The sequence below is a fragment of the Corallococcus sp. AB049A genome (genome assembly GCF_003668885.1).
Taxonomy (GTDB): domain Bacteria; phylum Myxococcota; class Myxococcia; order Myxococcales; family Myxococcaceae; genus Corallococcus; species Corallococcus interemptor.
Window position 1 is genome coordinate 1 of the sequence record NZ_RAWL01000166.1, and the last position, 17,468, is coordinate 17,468.

The following is a 17,468-nucleotide window of genomic DNA, read 5'->3' on the forward strand; positions in this document are numbered from 1 at the left end:
GGTGACCGTGGGGCCGGCGGCGCTGCTGCTCGTGGCGCTGCGCGGCCTGGCCATCTGGGGCGCGTGCCGCAAGTTCGCGCCCGCGGAGGACCCGCGCCTCAAGCGCTACCTGTGGATGGGGCTCATCTCCCAGGCGGGCGTGACGTTCGGCCTGGCGGCGCTGGTGTCGCGCACCTTCCCGACCTTCGGGCCGCAGGTGGAGGTGCTCATCGTCGCGATGATCACCGCGCACGAACTGGTGGGCCCGGTGCTCACCCGGCGTGCGCTGCTGGGCAGTGGCGAAATCCGTGCGGAGGAGGCGAGCGGAGGCGCATAGTGGGGGCACACCCCCGCACCTTCTGGGGGTGGTCTCTGCCAGGAGCCTGCCGTCATGCCCGCCCCCGTCGCTCCCATCCTCGAGGTGGACGTGGACCATCCCTCCCCGCGCCATGTCGCACGCGCGGTGGAAATCCTGGAGAAGGGCGGCGTCATCGCCTACCCCACGGACACGTACTACGGGCTCGGCTGCGATCTGAATTCCAAGAAAGCGATTGAGCGGCTGTATCAGCTCAAAGGTCGCGACAAGAAGAAACCGCTGTCGTTGTTGTGCCCGGACCTGTCGGACGTGGCCCGCTACGCGCACGTGAGCAACTTCGCCTACCGCGCCATGAAGGGCCTGACGCCCGGGGCCTTCACCTTCATCCTGGAGGCGACGCGCCTGGTGCCGGAGGTGATGATGACGAAGCAGAAGCAGGTGGGCCTGCGCGTGCCGGATGCCGCCTTGCCCCGCGAGCTGGCGAAAGCGCTCGGCCGCCCGCTCATCACCACGTCCGCGACCCATACCGACGGTACGGTTCTTTCCGACGCCCGGGACATCAAGACGGCCCTGGGGCATGGCTTGGATCTGATTCTTGACGGGGGCGTCACGTTGAACGAGCCGTCCACGGTGGTTTCACTGATAGGCGATACGCTTGAAATCCTGAGGCAAGGCAAGGGTAGTCTGGAGTCCTGAAATCCTTTCCAGAGGGGGAAGTCTTGGCAGAGGGGGACCTTCCAGCAACGCCAGTCATCGACTCGCCGGAGCGGGTGCCGGGGGCGCTCGCGTTGCTGGGCCTGTTGGTGTTCCGCCCCATTGATCTGCATTACCGGCTGCGCGAGGTGGGCATCCGCGCGCCGGCGGGCCGCATCGGGCAGCTGTGGCGCGAGCAGGCCGAGGGAGGCCGCGCCGCGGGGGCCTACGTCGCGCGGATGCTGCTGCTGCTCGTGGTGCTGTCGCCGGTGCTCACGGTGCTCGCGGGGCTGGGCCTGCGGCTGTTGGGCGTGCCGATGCGGGGCGTCTACCTGGTGTCCGCGGCGCTGTGCAGCGCGGTGGGGCTGGTGGTGGCGCTGGTGTCGGGGCTCGCGTCCGGGGTGATGCTGGGCTCGCTGGCGAGCGTGGCGATGCTGGCGGGGCTGCACGCCACCGCGGGCGGCGCCTTCGGTCCGGAGCACGGCGGCGCGGCGGCGGTGGCGGTGGGGCTGTGCCTGGGCATCGTGTCCGGCCTGTCCGCGGGGAGCATCGGAGGGCTGGCCAACGGGCGCGGCCCGTCCGTGCGCAACGTGCAGGTGGCGGCCATCGCCACCAGCCTGGTGCCCATGCTGGTGTGGAGCAGCGCCGCGACGGTGTCCTTCGCGGGCGCGGTGGCGGCGAGCGCGCTGGTGGCCTTCCTGACGTGCGCGTTCCGGCTGCCGCTCTACGCGCTGGAGGTGCTGGCGCAGGCGGTGGCGTACGCGGTGGAGCGCTTCACGGGCAAGCCCACGCTGCGCTGGGTGCCGGTGCGCCACCACAACCTGAGCTACCTGCCGCACCCGTTCCTGGGCCGTCACCTGGCGCTGGCGGTGCGCTCGCGGCCGGCGGAGGTGCTGGCGGTGGCGGACGCGTGCCTGCGCTCGCCGGGCAACATCCTGGTGGGCTGGCCCTGGGTGGTGGAGGCGCTGGAGCGCGCGCACGCCCAGGAGGCCTCGGCGGGGCCCCAGGCCTGAGAGTGCCTCTGGAGCCTGGGGGGCCGCCCGGGGCTTACTGCTTCTGCACGTTCGTGACGACCTTCGCGCCCACGTCGTTGGGGGCGTAGGTCAGCTTCACGGTGTCTCCCGCGCGGATGCCCTGGAGGGACTGCGTGAGCTGGGGCTTCGACGTGTCCACCACGTAGGTGAGCGGCGGGGCCTCCGCGGTGGCGCCCTCCAGCTGGATGCTCGTCGGGCTGACGCTCTTCACCTTGCCCTCGCGCGTCTTGGCGGCCTGGGCCAGCGCCGTGTCGCCCATCACGCCCAGCATCAGCACCGCCAGCCACGTCCATGCCTTCGCGCGCATCCTTGCCACTCCTTGAGTGTGGGAAGCGGAAAGGGTGGACCGCTTCCCGGGGTGAAGGCAATGCCGTGCCGGGTGGGGCCGTCAGGGAGTTGCCCCGGGGAGCGCGTCCGGTAGCCTCCGGGGACCATGGAAGGACTGCTCGACGCGTTCATCGCCTTCATCCGCGCGGAGCGGGGCCTGTCCGGCAAGACGGTGGACGCCTACGCGGCGGACCTCACCGTGTACTTCGAGGACCTGCGCTCGCGCGGCAAGGAGGACGTGGCGCGCGTCACCCAGGAGGACGTGCTCGCGCACCTGGTGACGCTGGGCAAGCAGGGCCTGGGACGCCGCAGCCAGGCGCGCCACCTGGCCGCGCTGCGCGTCTTCCACCGCTTCCTCGTCGCGGAGCGGCTGGCGGACAAGGACCCCACGGAGGACGTGGACACGCCCAGGTCCCCCCGGAAGCTGCCCGTGTTCCTCACGCTGGAGGAGGTGGAGCAGCTCTTGGCCGCGCCCGACGAGCGCACCGTCACCGGCCTGCGCGACAAGGCCATGATCGAAGTCCTCTACGCCACCGGCCTGCGCGTGACGGAGCTGTGCACGCTGGAGCTCAACAACGTGCAGCTCACGTCCGGCTACCTGGTGACGAAGGGCAAGGGCTCCAAGGAGCGCATCGTCCCGCTGGGGCGCGTGGCGATTGAAGTGGTCCAGGAGTACCTGTCCCGCTCGCGTCCGGAGCTGTTGGGCAAGCGCCAGGCGGACGCGCTGTTCGTCACGCCGCGCGGGCAGGGCTTCACGCGTCAGGGCTTCTGGAAGCTGCTCAAGCGCTACGCGCTGAAGGCCGGCATCCTGAAGCCGCTGTCGCCGCACAAGCTGCGCCACTCGTTCGCCACGCACCTGGTGGAGCGCGGCGCGGACCTGCGCGCGGTGCAGCAGATGCTGGGACACGCGGACCTGGCGACGACGCAGATCTACACGCACGTCAACAGCGCGCGGCTGCGCAAGGTCTATGACGAGTTCCACCCGCGCAGCGACGCGTTCAAGCCGAAGCCCTCCGCGCGCAAGCGCCCGTCCACGCCGGGGTGAGGGGGACCCTGGCCTGAGGGGAGGGGAGGGAGCCCTCGCGTCGCGGGCGAACGCAATCGCTTGCGGTGGAGACGCACTCCGGGCCGCATGCGCGCGGCGTCAAAGCCGGTGCGCAGAGGAAACGACGCATTCCGGGGAAGTGGATCGCCTTGTGCAGTGCAGGACGGCGGCGGCGGACATGGCGTCCGCGGCCCTGTCGCACGTCTCGCGATCCACCCCACTTGCGGGCGCGGTGTGGCCCACGAAGGTCTGCTCGTTCATGAAGCGAACTCGCCCATTGTTGTTGTCCGGCGTCCTGGCGTTGTCCCTCTCCGCCTGCAAGGTGCCGGAGGCCGACGCCGCGGAAGCGAAGCCCGCGCCCAAGAAGGCACCCACCTCTCAAGTGGTGCCGGTCTCCGGCACCGCGCCCACGGACGCGAAGGTCCGCACGCCGTTCGCCGCGGCCCGGGAGGTGTACGAGCGCAGCGCCGTGAACGCGAACCCCTTCGCGGACAACAACGGCAACGTCCCGCCGCCCTCCGTCTATCAGGGGCCGCTGTTCAGCCTGAGCCATGACTATCCGCAGACGCCCGTGGCGCCGCCGGCCAATCCGCCGTGGATCGCCGCGCTCAAGGGGCAGCCCATCTCCAAGGCGAACGCGCTCGCGTACGTGAACGCGCTGAAGGCGTACATCGCGCCGTCCATGCAGACGCTGCTCTATGACTACCGCCGGTGGGATGCGGCGAAGGAGGGCTGGTACAACGAGCCGTGGCTCGCCTCCATCCGCGAGAGCATCCACGGCACCTACGTGGGCTCCGAGTTCCCCGCGAGCACCTTCTCCGCGACCGGCCTCCGCGTCGACATGACGACGTACGTGCTGACCTACTACGACAAGGTGGCGGCGTACGCGCTGGGCCAGGTGTGGGGCAAGACGGCGATGACGCCCACGCTCACCAACACCTCCGCGCAGTTCCCGGAGGGCTCCATCGTCATCAAGGTGGCGTTGACGAGCGCGCTGGCGAAGGACTGGCCGGTGATGGAGGGCGCGTCGCTGTGGCCCGTCTACGTGACGCCGCCCAACGGCCCCTCCGGCGCGAAGCCGCAGGTGATGAACGCGTCCATCATGCAGTTCGACATCATCGTCAAGGACACCAAGACGGCGCCCAAGACGGGCTGGGTGTTCTCCACGCTCGTCTACGACATGCGTGTGCCGGGCAGCCCCTGGGACAAGATGATCCCCCTGGGCGCGATGTGGGGGGATGATCCGAACGTCAACTCCACGCTGAACCCGGGCATGCCGCTGCAGGAGACGGTCATCAACCCCGCGGCGCCCGCGTACTCCACCGCGACGCTGGGGTGGGGCGGCCGCCTCTCCGGGCCGAACGACGGCGCGGTGGTGGCGCCGGCCTCCGTCAACGGGCAGATTCTCCCGGCCGTGCAGGCCTCGTCGTGCATGAGCTGCCACAGCGTGGCCGAGTGGCCCATGAAGACGTTCCTGTTGCCCACCACCACGATGCCGCCCACGGTCGTCGGGCCGAACAAGGACGCGCTCGTGCTGGAGCCGCCGGGTTCGCAGGCGTGGATGAAGTGGTTCCAGAACAACCCGGGCAACGTGCCGCTGGATCCCGGGACGGTGCCCATGGACTTCGACATGGTGTTCGCCTTCAAGTCGCTGCCCGCGTGGCAGGCGGCGACGCAGGGCAACAGCGGGATGAAGGCCTTCGAGGCCGCGGACCTCCTGCGCGGCACGCCGCCCGTCAACCCGCGAGACCTCAAGTACAACGGCCAGTAGGCCCGTGACGTCTCGGGGGGACCCCATGCCCAGCATGGGGTCCCGTCCGCCTTCACTATCCTGACAAGGGGCTGTCACGAACCGGGCCTATCGTGGCGTCATGAACACGAACGCATCGCCTCCGCTGACGCTGCTGGAGCTGGCCGACACGGGCCTCCCCGGCGTCGAGAGCTACTCTCCCTTCTGCCTCAAGGTGCACCGGGCCCTGAAGTTCGTGGGGCTGCCGTACGCGCGTGGCTGCGCGGACAACCCGGCCTCGCACCGCAAGCACAACCCCACCGGCCAGGTGCCGGTGTTGCTGGTGGGGGCGGAGGCGGTGCCGGACTCCACGGCCATCCTCGCGCGCATCCAGCAGCTGGCGCCGGGCCGCATCGACGCGTCACCGGAGGCGCTGCTCTGGGAGGAGCTGGCGGACACGTCCCTCAACGGCTTCCTCGTCGCTTCGCGCTGGGCGGATGACCGCAACTGGCCGAGGACACGCGCCGCGTTCTTCCACTTCATGCCGGCGCCGGTGCGCGCGGTGGTCCCGACGCTGATCCGCCGCAAGCAGGTGGAGAAGCTGGTGGCGAGGGACGTCTGGCGCGCGGGGCCGGAGGACTGCTGGCGCCGGTTCGGGTTGCTGCTGGACCAGCTGGACGCGCGAGCGCCGGAGCAGGGCTTCTGGCTGCAAGGGGGGCTGAGCGTGGCGGACCTGGCCCTGTTCGCGCAGCTGCAGAGCCTGCGGACGCCGCTCACGCCGTGGCAGGGCGCGGAGGTGGACCGGCGTCCGCGTTTGAGCGCGTGGCTGGGGCGGGTGGACGCGGCCACCCGCACCGCGAGCTGAGGCGGGCAGGGGCCTTCCGTCCGATAACGGAGGCTTGCTCCCGGTTGGAAGCACACCACCCAACGTTCAAACGTTGGACACGGTCATCGCCCGGACGTGCTGGGGAGGAGGTCTCCTACGGTTGCGTGCATGAACCCGACCGCGCACACGCCCCCCACTGGTGAGCCCTTTCCCCTTCAAGCGACGACGTCGGAGTCGCTCGACGCGCTCATCCAGCGGGTCGACAACATGTCGGAGGTGGAGCTGGATCACCTCCCCCTGGGGATGATCCAGCTGGATAGTCAGGGGCGGATCCTCAAGTTCAACCGGACCGAGGCCTCGCTGGCGCGCATCCAGGCCCGCGAGCAGATCGGCAAGAACTTCTTCTACGACGTCGCGCCGTGCACGCGCGTGCGGCAGTTCTTCGGCCTGTTCCAGGAGGGCGTGCGGGCGAAGAAGCTCTATCAGACGTTCGGCTTCGTCTTCCGCTTCGCGCACGGCGCGCGCCACGTGGCCATCACGCTGTTCTACAGCGACAAGACGGACTCGGTCTGGGTGCTGGTGTCCGACAAGAAGATGCCCGGCGAGGGTTGAGCCGCCTTCAGCGCACGAAGCCCGCCACGGGGCTTTCGAAGACCTTGCTCACGGCGTTCATCGTCCGGAGCCAGGCATGCGCCTCGTCGCCAAGCCGCCCGTAGACGCGCACGTCCACGGGCCGGGCGACACCGAGGAGCGCCTTGAACTCCGGCCACCCGGAGATCCGCCGGATGTGCTCCATGACCTCGCGCGAGTCAGCGAACGTGATGACCGCGCCGGCCTCCGTGTCCTCGGGCCGGGCGTGGAACTGGATGCTGATCAGGCTGCGCACGCCTTCGGATTCCAGGCGCTGAACCGCGGCCTGGACGGTGGATGAGAAGACGTCGAAGGACGCCGTCCGTTCGAGCACCTCCACGAGGGTGATCCGCTCACGGGCTGCCAGGTCCATTCGCGTGCTCCCTTCGTCGAGGACCCACCGGGCTTCCCCTGGGGTCGAGTCACACGCTAGGGAGTGGATCCGGAGGGGCCCATGGCCTTTCGAGTCCAGCTCGCTGTCCTGTTCCTCGCCCTGCTCAGCGCATGTGCTGCCCCGAAGGGCAGGGTGCGGCTGGATACCGGCGAGGGTTCCCCTATCGAGTACAGCCCGCCTTCTGCTCGGGCCGTGACCGTGGAGGCGGATGCCTTCGAGAAGGCACTGACCGAGCTGGTCCTGGTGACGCCCCTGCGGCTCCGGGCTGCGCGGCCAGGGGACTGGGTGCGTGCCTCCTATGACGGCGGCTCCCGGGAGCGCGCCTTTGGAGGTTTCTGTGAGCCCGGGCCTCGCCGGGGCAACTGCATCTCGCTGGTTGAAGACGTGATGGGGCTGGGGGACTGGGACAAGTTCAGCGTGGCGCTCGCGCTGTCCTTCGACCCGCTCAAGGAGAGCATCGCGAGGGCCGTGGAGGAGACGCTGGCGCCGCAGCTCTTCTATTCAGTCATCGCCACCGGACTCGTGACCTGGGCCGCGTTGGCCGCCAATCCCGAACCGGCCTTCACCAAGGTCGCCGCGGTCGTGTCGGCACTCCTGCTGGTCTACCTGGGCGCGGAGACGTTCCTGGAGCTGATTGAAGCGAGTCAGGACCTGAAGCTCGCCACGGACAGCGCCACGACCTGGAGGGAGCTGGAGCAGTCCGGCCAGCGCTTCGCGGCCAGGGTCGGGCCATCCATCGCGAGAGTCCTGGTCCTCGCGGCCACGGTCGCGGTGAGCCACGGCATGACGGGTGGCGCGTCGTTGCTGGCGGCCCGGCTTGCGTCGCTGCCGAACTTCCCGGGAGGCGCGGTGGCGGCCTCTCACGCTGGCATCAACGTCGCGAGCCTCGATCAGGTGAGGGCTGTGTCCGTCTCGGGAGGCGTCATCACGCTCTCCCTGCCGTCCACGGTGGTCGCGATGGTGGCGAAGGGGACAGGCTCAAGTGGGGCGCGCTCCTGGAACTCCTTCAGCGCCCTCAAGAGGGCACGAGGACCCGCGGGGCCAGGGAAGCAGTGGCACCACATCGTCGAGCAGACGGACGGCAACGTGCAGCGCTTCGGTCCTCAGGCCCTGCACAACACCGACAACGTGATCGCCCTCGACGAAGCCATCCACCAACGGATCAGCGCGTACTATTCATCGAAGGAGTTCGCTCTCACTGGAGACAAGACGATTCGCCAATGGTTGAGCAGCCAGCCATTCCAGGCCCAACGAGACTTCGGTATGAAGACCCTCATTCGCTTTGGAGCTGTTCCTTGAGTGCCCGCAAGTTCCAGAAGGCCAGCATCGAAGAGCTCGTCCAGTGGTACGCGGAGGGGTCCATCGCGTACGGACAAGCGCTGGAGGCCGCGGACTCGCGGTCCGCGAATCGCGCCCATGACAAGATCACAGGGGCCTACCGGGAACTTCGGAGCCGTGATGCGAGGTCCCAGCTCCTTCCTCTCCTCCAGAGCGAAAACGAAACCGTTCGAACCAACGTCGCTGCCCATGCCCTGGAGTTCGCTCCCGAGTTTGGCGAGCCGGTACTGCTCTGGATCGCGAAGCGTCCAGGGCGCAATGGGCTCGCCGCGGAATACGCACTCAAGAACTGGCGCGAGGGCACGCTCAACTACCCCTGAGCGCTAGTTCCCGCCCAGGTCTCCCAGGTTCAACCCGTACGGATCCGTCGTCGTCCGCCTGGGCGCGGGCTCCGGTGCACCGGGTGCCAGTGGGGCCACGCGGATCAAGCCCGCGGCCCTCAGGCGCTCCACGGAGCGGGACGCGGCCAGCTCTCCCATGGCCGCCGTGCGCAGCGCCTGCCGGATGCTCCGGCTGCCCCTCAACTTCGAATAGAGATACAGGTCGTCCGCCGTCAGGTCCGGCGGAGCAGGGCGGGGGATGGGCTCGAACACCAGCCTCCCGTCCAACGCGAACAGCGCGTCGCTCAACGCCAGCGTCAAACCCACCTCCGCCTCGCGGTACAGCGCGTGCGCCTCCGGCACCGGCCCCCGCTCCAACACCTGCGCCGCCAACGCCACCGCCAGGTCGTACTTGCGCGATGACAAGAAAGCCCGCACCAGCGCCAACAGCTCCGTGAACTCCGTGGACTCGCCCACCGTGAGCCCCGTGGTCCGGTGCGGCGCCAGCGCTCCGCGCCGGTACAGGTGCAGCACCCAGCGCGCCGCGAACAGCGGGGCCTCCCTCGCGCTCGCCAGCAGCTCGCCCAGCGTCGCGCCTCCCGACGCCAGGTCCAGCAGCACGTCCTCCTCCTCGGAGAACGTCTCCACCGCGAACTCGCGGAACACACGGAACGTCGTGTCCAGGCGCGGGAAGATGTCCCGGAACTGCGCCCACTCCTGCACCCGCGCCACCGCGTCCCGGTGCAGCGTGCTCAAGGGCAGCCGCAAGCCCACCGCGCGCCCGGACAGGGGCAGCCCCGGCGTGAACTCCACCTCGCCCGACTCCCAGGCGTAGCAGTCGAACAGCGCCTCGCGCGCCTTGTGCTCCATCGCCTCCGTCAGCTGCGACAGCTCCACGAAGCAGCGCTGCACCAGGAACGTGCCGTACGGCAGGTTGGCCCCTTCCGCCGCCTCGAACGCCGCCGCCGCCCGGGGCGCGTCCAGGATGCGCAGGTTCACCAGCACCTGCGCCAGGTGCTCCCTCGGATCCGTGGAGGCCACCCCCACCAGGTGCCCGTCCCGCAGGTAGAACTCCCGGCGCACCGCGCCCCGCTCCACCCGCAGCGTCCCCTCCACACCAGGGGCCGTGTACAGCGGGGGCATCACCAACTGGAGCCGGTAGCTGGCCAGGTTTCCCGTGAACGCTTCCATCCGTGGGCGCCCTCCAAGGCGGTCCGCTGTGCTGCGCCGGCCGCCAGGGTACCTGGGAGACTTGAGACGTCTCAACCCCTCGAAACTGCTGGGCTTTTCCTGTCAGGGCGAAATGTTCCAGGAATGCCGGGCGCGCGAGTGTCAGGCATTCAAAGGGCCCACCTGTCCCAACGGAAGGTTGCAGCACGACGGCGGGTGTGCGAACGAGCCGTGTCCTCCACCCGTCATTCGGAGCGCGAATCGCGATGCGGATTCTCTCAGGCGTCCAGTCGTCCGGAAGGCTGCACATCGGCAACTACTACGGGGCGATGCGGCAGTTCGTGCAGCTCCAGGACCAGGGCGAGGCCTACTACTTCATCGCCAACTACCACGCGCTCACCACCGTCCGGGACCCCAAGCTCGCGCTGGACCTGACGCGCGACGCGGCCCTCACGTACCTGTCGCTGGGCCTGGATCCGAAGAAGGCCGTCCTCTTCCGTCAGAGCGACGTGAAGGAAGTGCTCGAGCTCAACTGGATCCTCGGCACCGTGGTGCCCCAGGCCCACCTGGAGCGCGCCCACAGCTACAAGGACAAGGTCGCCAAGGGCATCAGCCCGGACTTCGGCCTCTACGCGTACCCCGTCCTCATGTCCGCGGACATCCTGCTCTACAGCGCGGACCAGGTCCCGGTGGGCAAGGACCAGATTCAACACATCGAGTTCGCGCGCGACTGGGCCGTGAAGTTCAACACCCAGTACGTCCCCGGCTACGACCCGGCGGATCCGGAAGGGAAGGAGCGGGGCCACGCGCCCGGCATCCTCAAGCTGCCGTCCGCCTTCGTGCAGGAGAACGCCGCCACGGTGCCCGGCATCGACGGACAGAAGATGTCCAAGTCCTACGGCAACACGCTGGAGCTGTTCGGCGAGGAGAAGGACATCAAGAAGCGGATCATGTCCATCAAGACGGACTCCACGCCCGTGGACGCGCCCAAGCCCACCACGGACGCGCCGCTCTATGACTTGCTCAAGCTGATGCTCCCGCCCGGCGAGTTCTCCGACGTGGACGCGTCCTGGAAGGCCGGCGGCAAGGGCTACGGCGACTTCAAGAAGAAGCTGCTGGACGCCTTCCACGTCACCTTCGGTCCCGCCCGCCAGCGCCGGCAGGAGCTGCTCAATGACCCTGGCGAGTTGGAGCGCATCCTCAAGGACGGCGCCGAGCGCGCCCGGGCCGAAGCCACCCGCCTGATGGACCAGGTGAGACGGGCCGTGGGAATCCCCTGAACGCCCGTTCCTGTTCAAATGTTTGACCCCCCTGGGAGGCATTGCTAAGGAGGTCTGTCCCCCCGGCGCTCGTAAAGCCCGGGATTTCGGCCCCTTACGCATGACGAAGTTCCCATCCCCCCAGAAGGACGCCGGCCGGTGAGCGAAGGTCGCAAGCCCCCACCGCCCGACGACCTCCCGCCGGACCCCGACGGGGAGGGATTGCCGCGCACGCCCGGAGACGCGTTCCGGGTGGCGCTGCCCAACTTCGAGGGTCCTCTGGACCTGCTGCTCCATCTCATCAAGGAGCACCGGGTCGACATCTTCGACATCCCGCTGGCGCTGATTACGGCCAAGTACCTCGAGTACCTGGAGCGGATGCGGGAGCTGAACCTGGACATCGCCGGCGAGTTCCTGGTGATGGCCTCCACGCTCGCCCACCTGAAGAGCCGCATGCTCCTGCCCCGGCAGGATGCCGCCCAGGTGCCGGAAGGGGCGGACGTCCTCGCGTCGGTGGAGGAGGCGCAGGACCCCCGCGCGGAGCTGGTGCGCCGGCTCCTGGAGTACCAGAAGTACAAGGAGGCTGCGGAGCACCTGGCCATGCAGGACATCCTGGACCGGGACGTGTTCGCCCGGAAGGTGCCCGTGGAGGCGGTCCCCATCCCCGAGGACGAGGTGGGGCTCCAGGAGATTTCCGTCCTGAAGCTGGTCGAGGCGCTTGACCGGGTGCTCGAGCGGCTGACGCCCAAGGTGCAGCACGAGGTGGTGCTGGAGCGCGTGAGCCTGTCGGAGGCCATCCTCCGGGTGGCCGACCGGGTGAAGAAGGACGGGCAGGTGGTGTTCGAGGCGCTGTTCACGGAGGCGGCCACGCGCCAGGAGGTGGTCATCACCTTCATCGCCATGCTGGAGATGGTGAAGCGCCGCCTCATCAAGGTCTTCCAGGAGGAGCCCCTGGGCCCCATCCAGGTGACGCCCAACGGGGACGCGCTGGAGAAGCTGCTCCCCACGGAGGTCGACGAGAGTGACTACCGGTAACGGTCCCGACGACGCTGACGAGACGCCCGCCCCCGGCACGCCCGGCGGCCCCGGCCAGTTCTCCGAGGAGGAGATCGCCTCCGTCACCGGCCCCGGCCCCGACGACGCGGAGCTGGACGGGGTGGAGGCGGCCGCCATCGAGGAGGGCTCGGACGACGACGAAAACGTCCCGGACCTCCAGTCCTCTTTCGAGAAGCTGCTCGCCAAGAGCCGCAACCTCTCCCCGGACCGCATCCGCACGGTCCTGGAGAGCGTGCTCTTCGTCGCCGAGCGCCCCCTGTCCGTGGACGAGCTCTACCAGGCCACCGGCATCCCGAGAGAGCCCATCCTCCAGGCGCTGGATCAGCTCTCCGGCATCCACCGGGAGGGCATCAGCGGCATCGTCCTCTACGAGGTGGCGGGCGGGTGGCAGTTCCGCACGGACCCGCACTCGGCGGAGTACGTCCGGCGCTACCTCCGGGTGAAGCCGCAGCGGCTCACCCGCGCGGCGGTGGAGACCCTGGCCATCATCGCGTACCGCCAGCCCGTCACCCGGCCGGAGCTGGAGGACATCCGCGGCGTGGACTGCGGCGCGGTGCTCAAGGCGCTGATGGACCGCAAGCTGGTGAAAATCCTGGGGAAGCGGGAAGAAGTCGGCCGCCCCATCCTTTATGGAACCACGCGCGAGTTCCTGGAGTTCTTCGCGCTGAAGGACCTGTCCGCGCTGCCCACGCTCCGGGAATTCCATGAGTTGACCCAGGAGCACCGGGAGATCGTGGAGAAGGAAGCGGCGCCCCCGCCTCCGAAGGCGGAGGGCACGGTGGCGGCGCTGTCGGACCCGAACTTCACGAAGCGGATGGAGAAGAACGAGGCGGCCAGTGAGGCCGCCCTGGAGGAGCTGGAGGAGGCCATGGCCGCCGCGGAGCGGAGCCAGAAGGTCAGCGCCAGCATCCTGGAAAGCCCCCCTTCGCCCGAGAAGGGTGATAGCGAGGGGCCCAAGCCCGAGTGATGGGCGGCAACAACTGGAAGAAGGCACGGAATGGCGGCGGAACGTTTGCAGAAGTACCTGGCTCGCGCGGGAGTGGCTTCGCGCCGGCACGCGGAAGAACTCATCACCTCCGGTCGCGTCGGAGTGAACAACGAGACGGTGACGGAGCTGGGCAGCCGGGTGGAGCCCGGAGTGGACCTGGTGACCGTGGATGGGAAGCTCGTCACGCCGCCGGAAGAATCGTCGTACTACCTGCTGTACAAGCCCGTGGGCGTCGTGACGACGCTGTCGGATCCGCAGGGCCGGCCCACGGTGGCCAGCTACGTGGAGGAGACGGGCCGCCGCCTGTTCCCCGTGGGCCGTCTGGACTACGACGCCGAAGGGGCGCTGCTCTTCACGGATGACGGCGCGCTGGCGCACAAGCTCACGCACCCCAGCTTCCAGGTGCCGCGCTCGTACCTGGCGAAGGTGAAGGGCGTGCCGGACATGCCCACGCTGGAGAAGCTGCGCGGGGGCGTGCGCCTGGAAGACGGCATGGCCACGCCGGTGTCCGTGGACATCTTCGAGAAGGCCGAGCGCAACACCTGGCTGAAGATCGTCGTGGCGGAGGGCCGTCCGCACCTCATCAAGCGCCTGTGCGCGGCGGTGGGGCACCCGGTGGTGCGCCTGTTCCGTCCGAACTACGCGGGCGTGGGCGTGGAGGGTCTGCGCCCCGGCGAGCTGCGGCCGCTGAAGACCGCGGAAGTGCTGCAGCTCACGGAGGTGGCGGAAGGCCGTGCGCAGCCGGCGCCCTCGGACCTGAAGCTGCCGCCGCGCCGTCACGGGCGTTCGGCGCCGGGCTTCGGCGGGGCGGATGACGACGACATCGAGCTGTCGATGGACGACGACGCGCCGGTGGCGCCGCGCAAGACGGAGCGCGCGGCGAAGAAGGCCGCGACGGGGCCCAAGACCCGCGAGGCGCGTCCGGAGCGCAAGGAGTGGAAGGGCGTGCAGGACGGAGGCACGCGTCCGCCGAAGTTCGCGAAGCGTGGAGCGACGCTGGCCGCGGACGACAACGCGGATCTGGATGACGTGCCGACGTTCGACGACGACGGTGACGAGACGGAGTCTGACGCCGCCGAGGGCGCGACGTACGGCAAGGCCGCGCGTGGCGCGGGCCGTACCGGCAAGCCGGCCCGGGAGGGCGGTGCGGGTGGCCGTTTCGGCAAGCCGGCGGGAGCGGGCCGTGGGGGTGACGAAGCGCCGCGCGGGCGTTTCGGCAAGCCGGCGGGCCGTGGTGGCGACGAGGGTGGTGCGCCGCGCGCGGGTGGCCGTTTCAGCAAGCCCGCGGGCCGCTTCGGTGATGAGGGCGGTGCTCCTCGCGGCCGCGGCTTCGGCAAGCCCGCCGGTGCGGGCCGTTCCGAGGGCGGTGCCCCTCGCGGTGGCAGCCGCTTCGGTGCCGAGGGTGGTGCTCCTCGTGGCCGCAGCTTCGGCAAGCCCGCTGGCCGCTTCGGTGACGAAGGTGGCGCGCCGCGCGGTGGTGGTCGGTTCGGTAAGCCCGCCGGTGCGGGTCGTGGCGGTGACGAAGCTCCTCGCGGTCGCAGCTTCGGCAAGCCCGCTGGCCGCTTCGGTGATGAGGGCGGCGCGCCTCGCGGCCGCAGCTTCGGCAAGCCCGCCGGCCGCTTCGGTGACGAGGGCGGCGCGCCTCGCGGCCGCAGCTTCGGCAAGCCCGCCGGCCGCTTCGGTGACGAGGGCGGCGCGCCTCGCGGCCGCAGCTTCGGCAAGCCCGCTGGCCGCTTCGGTGATGAGGGCGGCGCGCCTCGCGGCCGCAGCTTCGGCAAGCCCGCTGGCCGCTTCGGTGACGAGGGCGGCGCGCCTCGCGGCCGCAGCTTCGGCAAGCCCGCTGGCCGCTTCGGTGACGAGGGCGGCGCTCCTCGCGGCCGCAGCTTCGGCAAGCCCGCCGGTGCGGGCCGTGGCGGTGACGAGCGCGCCCCGCGGCGCTCCTTTGGAGACGAAGGCGGCGCTCCTCGCGGCCGTTTCTCCAAGCCGGCCGGCGGCAGCCGCTTCGGCAAGCCCGCCGGTGCGGGTCGTTCCGAGGGCGGTGCCCCTCGCGGTGGCAGCCGCTTCGGCGGGGAAGGCGGTGCCCCTCGCGGCCGCGGCTTCGGCAAGCCCGCGGGTGCCGGTGGCGACCGTCCGGAGCGCCGTGAATGGAAGCCGCGCGGCGAGTCCGCGGGCCGTCCCGAGCGCAGGGACTTCAAGCCCCGTGGCGAGTCCTCCGGCAGCCGGTCTCGCGGCGGCGGTGAGTCCGCGTCCAGCGCCTCCGGCGAGCGCATCGTCCGCGCGGGCGTGAAGAAGGGCCCCCCGAGCGAGCGCGCCGGCGGCTTCCAGGACTTCAAGGAGCGCAAGACGCGCGACTCGGAGCCGCGCTGGAGCAGCAAGGCGCCTCGGGGAGGGGCAGGCCGTCCGCCCCCTCGTGGCGGCCGCTCCCGCTAAAGCACCCATCCTCCCGGGTCGTGCCGTCGGTGGGCGGCCCGGGAGGCCGTTGATATAACCGCCGCCTACCTCCACCGTCCGCCGCTCCGGGAGAACGATGCGAATCCGCGTGCGACCCCTCTTCCTCGCCCTGACCCTGCTCGTCGGGTGCAACGGCAACCGGGATCAGCTCCTCGCGGAGATCCAGGACCCCCGTCCCGAAACCCGCGCCGCCGCCGTGCGGAAGCTGGCCGAGCAGAACAACCCGGACGACCTGGTCCTCTTCACCCGCGCCGCCAAGGACCTCTCCGCCTTCGTCCGCGGTGAAGCCGCCGGAGCGCTCGGAGAGAGCCAGGATCCGCGCGTCGTGGATCTGCTCGGCGAACTGCTGGAGGACCCGGACGAAGCCGTGCAGGGCAAGGCGGCCCTGGCGCTCGCCAAGGTGAAGAACGACAAGGCCAAGGCGTACCTCACGCTCCAATACGGACGGCGGGGCCGCGCCACGCGCCAGGTCATCGTCCAGGCGCTCAAGAGCGCCAACGTCCCCGGCGCCATGGCCACCGTCGTCGCCGCCGAGTCCAAGGGCCTCTGGGACCGCAACCTCCTGGCCCTCACCGAGGGCGCGCTCCCCGAACGCGTGGGCGCCGCCGAGGAGCTGGGCAAGAGCGGCCGCGCCGACGCCGTGAACCGGCTGATGCCCATGGTGCGCGACAGCCAGGTCATCCTCGCCGCCGCCGCCGTGCGCGGGCTGGGCGACGCGGGCGACACCCGCGCGGTGGCCCCCATCGCGCTCCTGCTCGACGAGAGCTTCCCGGAGCTGCGCGAGTCCGCCATCGGCGCGCTGATGAAGCTGCAGGACCCGACGGCCGCGACGAAGCTCCAGGCGGTGGCGGTGGAGAAGAGCGCGGTGAGCCCGCTGGCCATCGACGCCATCCTGACCTTCCCGCGCACGCCCACGACGGACGCCGCGCTGTGCGCCATCGCGCTCGACGGCGCCCGAGACGAGGCCCTGGACGCCGCCCGCGCCATGCGTTCGCGAGGCGGCTGCCCGGCGGAGCCCATCGCGGACCGGCTGTCGCGCCCGGCCTCCGCGGCGGCGGGACTCCAGGCCGTCGCGGGCCTGGGCCCGGCGGCGCAGGCGCTGCTGCCCAAGGTGACGCCGTGGCTCAACCAGCCGGACGCCAACCTGCGCACGCTCGCGGTCGAAGCGGTGACGAACCTGGGCGACGCCTCCGTGGTGCCCGCCATCCAGAAGCTCTACGAGCAGGAGGTCGCCGGCCTCACGGCGCTGCGCGCGGACTGGGTCCCGCAGGCGCTGCCCCAGAAGTACGCCGCGGACCTGGACCCGTCGGCCCCGCGTCCGGAAGCAGGGAAGGGCAAGGACGACAACAAGTCCGCGCGGCACGCGCAGCTCTTCGAGCGGCTCCAGGCCCTCAACGCGGCCCGAGCGAAGGAGGCAGGGCGCGTGGTGGTGCCGCCGCGAGTCCCCTCGGAGCTGAGCGACGATGTGGAGCCCGCGAAGCTGCAGCCGCTGGCCACGCTGCTGACCGCGCTGGGCAAGCTCAAGGCGCCCGGGGCGCTGGAGCTCCTCAAGGGCTACGCGGATGACGTCAGCCCGGTGCTGCGCGCGGCGGCGCTGGTGGGGCTCACGTCCGTGGGCCCCGAAGGCATCGAGGTGGTCCGCGCGGCGCTGCTGGAGCCCGACCGCGAGCTGCAGAAGACGCTGGCGCTGGCGCTGGCGGAGCAGGGCGAGGCCGGGCAGCTGGCGCTGGTGGCGTCGCTGCCGAAGATGGGCAGTGAGAAGCTGGTGGTCCTGGATGCGCTGACGCGCGTGGGGCCGACGCCGGCGTCCGCGTCGCAGGCGCTCCAGGGCGTGGTGAAGGAGGGTGGGGCGGAGGCGGCGCTCGCGGCGCAGCTTTTGGGGCGCATGGGCGCGAAGGACGCGGTGCCCACGC

16 protein-coding genes and 1 pseudogene are annotated in these 17,468 nt (G+C 70.4%); 14 read left to right on the top strand and 3 right to left on the bottom strand.

The features are described from left to right. The 3 genes and pseudogenes from D7X55_RS19045 to D7X55_RS19055 form a co-directional block, all read left to right on the top strand. Window positions 1-316 (top strand): annotated as a pseudogene (locus D7X55_RS19045) (transporter); the annotation flags it as partial. Between the two features lie 54 nt (window positions 317-370). After that, complete coding sequence (locus D7X55_RS19050) at window positions 371-991, top strand: L-threonylcarbamoyladenylate synthase (RefSeq protein WP_120547641.1); 621 nt, start codon at window positions 371-373, stop codon at window positions 989-991. Window positions 992-1,014: 23 nt separating this feature from the next. Further along, window positions 1,015-2,001, top strand: coding sequence for a hypothetical protein (locus D7X55_RS19055; protein WP_120547640.1), 987 nt, complete (start codon window positions 1,015-1,017; stop codon window positions 1,999-2,001). 34 nt (window positions 2,002-2,035) lie between these two features. Here the strand turns inward: D7X55_RS19055 and D7X55_RS19060 are convergent, their stop codons facing one another. Beyond that, the gene (locus D7X55_RS19060; protein ID WP_121723813.1) at window positions 2,036-2,329 is read right to left on the bottom strand and encodes a hypothetical protein; all 294 of its coding nucleotides are present in this window, start codon (window positions 2,327-2,329) and stop codon (window positions 2,036-2,038) included. A gap of 126 nt (window positions 2,330-2,455) precedes the next feature. Here D7X55_RS19060 and xerD point away from each other — a divergent pair, with 126 nt between their 5' ends. From xerD to D7X55_RS19080, 4 genes are all read left to right on the top strand, one after another. After that, window positions 2,456-3,394, top strand: a complete 939-nt coding sequence (gene xerD / locus D7X55_RS19065) for a site-specific tyrosine recombinase XerD (protein WP_121723814.1) — start codon at window positions 2,456-2,458, stop codon at window positions 3,392-3,394. Window positions 3,395-3,653: 259 nt separating this feature from the next. After that, on the top strand, window positions 3,654-5,165 hold the full coding sequence (locus D7X55_RS19070) for a hypothetical protein (protein ID WP_147442692.1): 1,512 nt from the start codon (window positions 3,654-3,656) through the stop codon (window positions 5,163-5,165). Window positions 5,166-5,265: 100 nt separating this feature from the next. Beyond that, complete coding sequence (locus D7X55_RS19075; protein ID WP_120547636.1) at window positions 5,266-5,988, top strand: glutathione S-transferase family protein; 723 nt, start codon at window positions 5,266-5,268, stop codon at window positions 5,986-5,988. A gap of 129 nt (window positions 5,989-6,117) precedes the next feature. Then, window positions 6,118-6,561 carry a PAS domain-containing protein gene (locus tag D7X55_RS19080; protein ID WP_120547635.1) on the top strand — a complete coding sequence of 148 codons (444 nt, stop codon included), beginning with the start codon at window positions 6,118-6,120 and terminating at the stop codon, window positions 6,559-6,561. 7 nt (window positions 6,562-6,568) lie between these two features. Here D7X55_RS19080 and D7X55_RS19085 read toward each other — a convergent pair whose 3' ends face one another. After that, window positions 6,569-6,952 (bottom strand): hypothetical protein, encoded by a 384-nt coding sequence (locus D7X55_RS19085; protein ID WP_121723815.1) that lies wholly within the window; start codon window positions 6,950-6,952, stop codon window positions 6,569-6,571. Between the two features lie 81 nt (window positions 6,953-7,033). On the opposite strand from D7X55_RS19085, the gene D7X55_RS19090 reads away from it, so the two are divergent. Both D7X55_RS19090 and D7X55_RS19095 read left to right on the top strand, forming a co-directional pair. Next, window positions 7,034-8,272: a hypothetical protein gene (locus tag D7X55_RS19090; protein WP_121723816.1), complete on the top strand. Its 1,239-nt coding sequence runs from the start codon at window positions 7,034-7,036 to the stop codon at window positions 8,270-8,272. Next, the gene (locus tag D7X55_RS19095; RefSeq protein WP_120547632.1) at window positions 8,269-8,631 is read left to right on the top strand and encodes a DUF2019 domain-containing protein; all 363 of its coding nucleotides are present in this window, start codon (window positions 8,269-8,271) and stop codon (window positions 8,629-8,631) included. The genes D7X55_RS19090 and D7X55_RS19095 overlap by 4 nt, the downstream gene beginning before the upstream one ends. Window positions 8,632-8,634: 3 nt before the next feature. Here the strand turns inward: D7X55_RS19095 and D7X55_RS19100 are convergent, their stop codons facing one another. Further along, on the bottom strand, window positions 8,635-9,822 hold the full coding sequence (locus D7X55_RS19100; protein ID WP_121723817.1) for a DUF4388 domain-containing protein: 1,188 nt from the start codon (window positions 9,820-9,822) through the stop codon (window positions 8,635-8,637). Window positions 9,823-10,067: 245 nt separating this feature from the next. Here D7X55_RS19100 and trpS point away from each other — a divergent pair, with 245 nt between their 5' ends. From trpS to D7X55_RS19125, 5 genes are all read left to right on the top strand, one after another. After that, complete coding sequence (gene trpS / locus D7X55_RS19105; RefSeq protein ID WP_121723818.1) at window positions 10,068-11,081, top strand: tryptophan--tRNA ligase; 1,014 nt, start codon at window positions 10,068-10,070, stop codon at window positions 11,079-11,081. 201 nt (window positions 11,082-11,282) lie between these two features. Next, entirely contained in the window at window positions 11,283-12,095 is an 813-nt protein-coding gene (locus tag D7X55_RS19110; protein ID WP_370450104.1) for a ScpA family protein, read from the top strand. Then, window positions 12,082-13,083, top strand: coding sequence for an SMC-Scp complex subunit ScpB (scpB, locus tag D7X55_RS19115; protein WP_120547628.1), 1,002 nt, complete (start codon window positions 12,082-12,084; stop codon window positions 13,081-13,083). Before D7X55_RS19110 ends, scpB begins: the two co-directional genes overlap by 14 nt. A gap of 30 nt (window positions 13,084-13,113) precedes the next feature. Next, complete coding sequence (locus D7X55_RS19120) at window positions 13,114-15,534, top strand: pseudouridine synthase (protein ID WP_121723819.1); 2,421 nt, start codon at window positions 13,114-13,116, stop codon at window positions 15,532-15,534. A gap of 97 nt (window positions 15,535-15,631) precedes the next feature. After that, window positions 15,632-17,468: HEAT repeat domain-containing protein (locus D7X55_RS19125; protein WP_121723820.1), on the top strand; the 1,837-nt coding region annotated here is incomplete at its 3' end.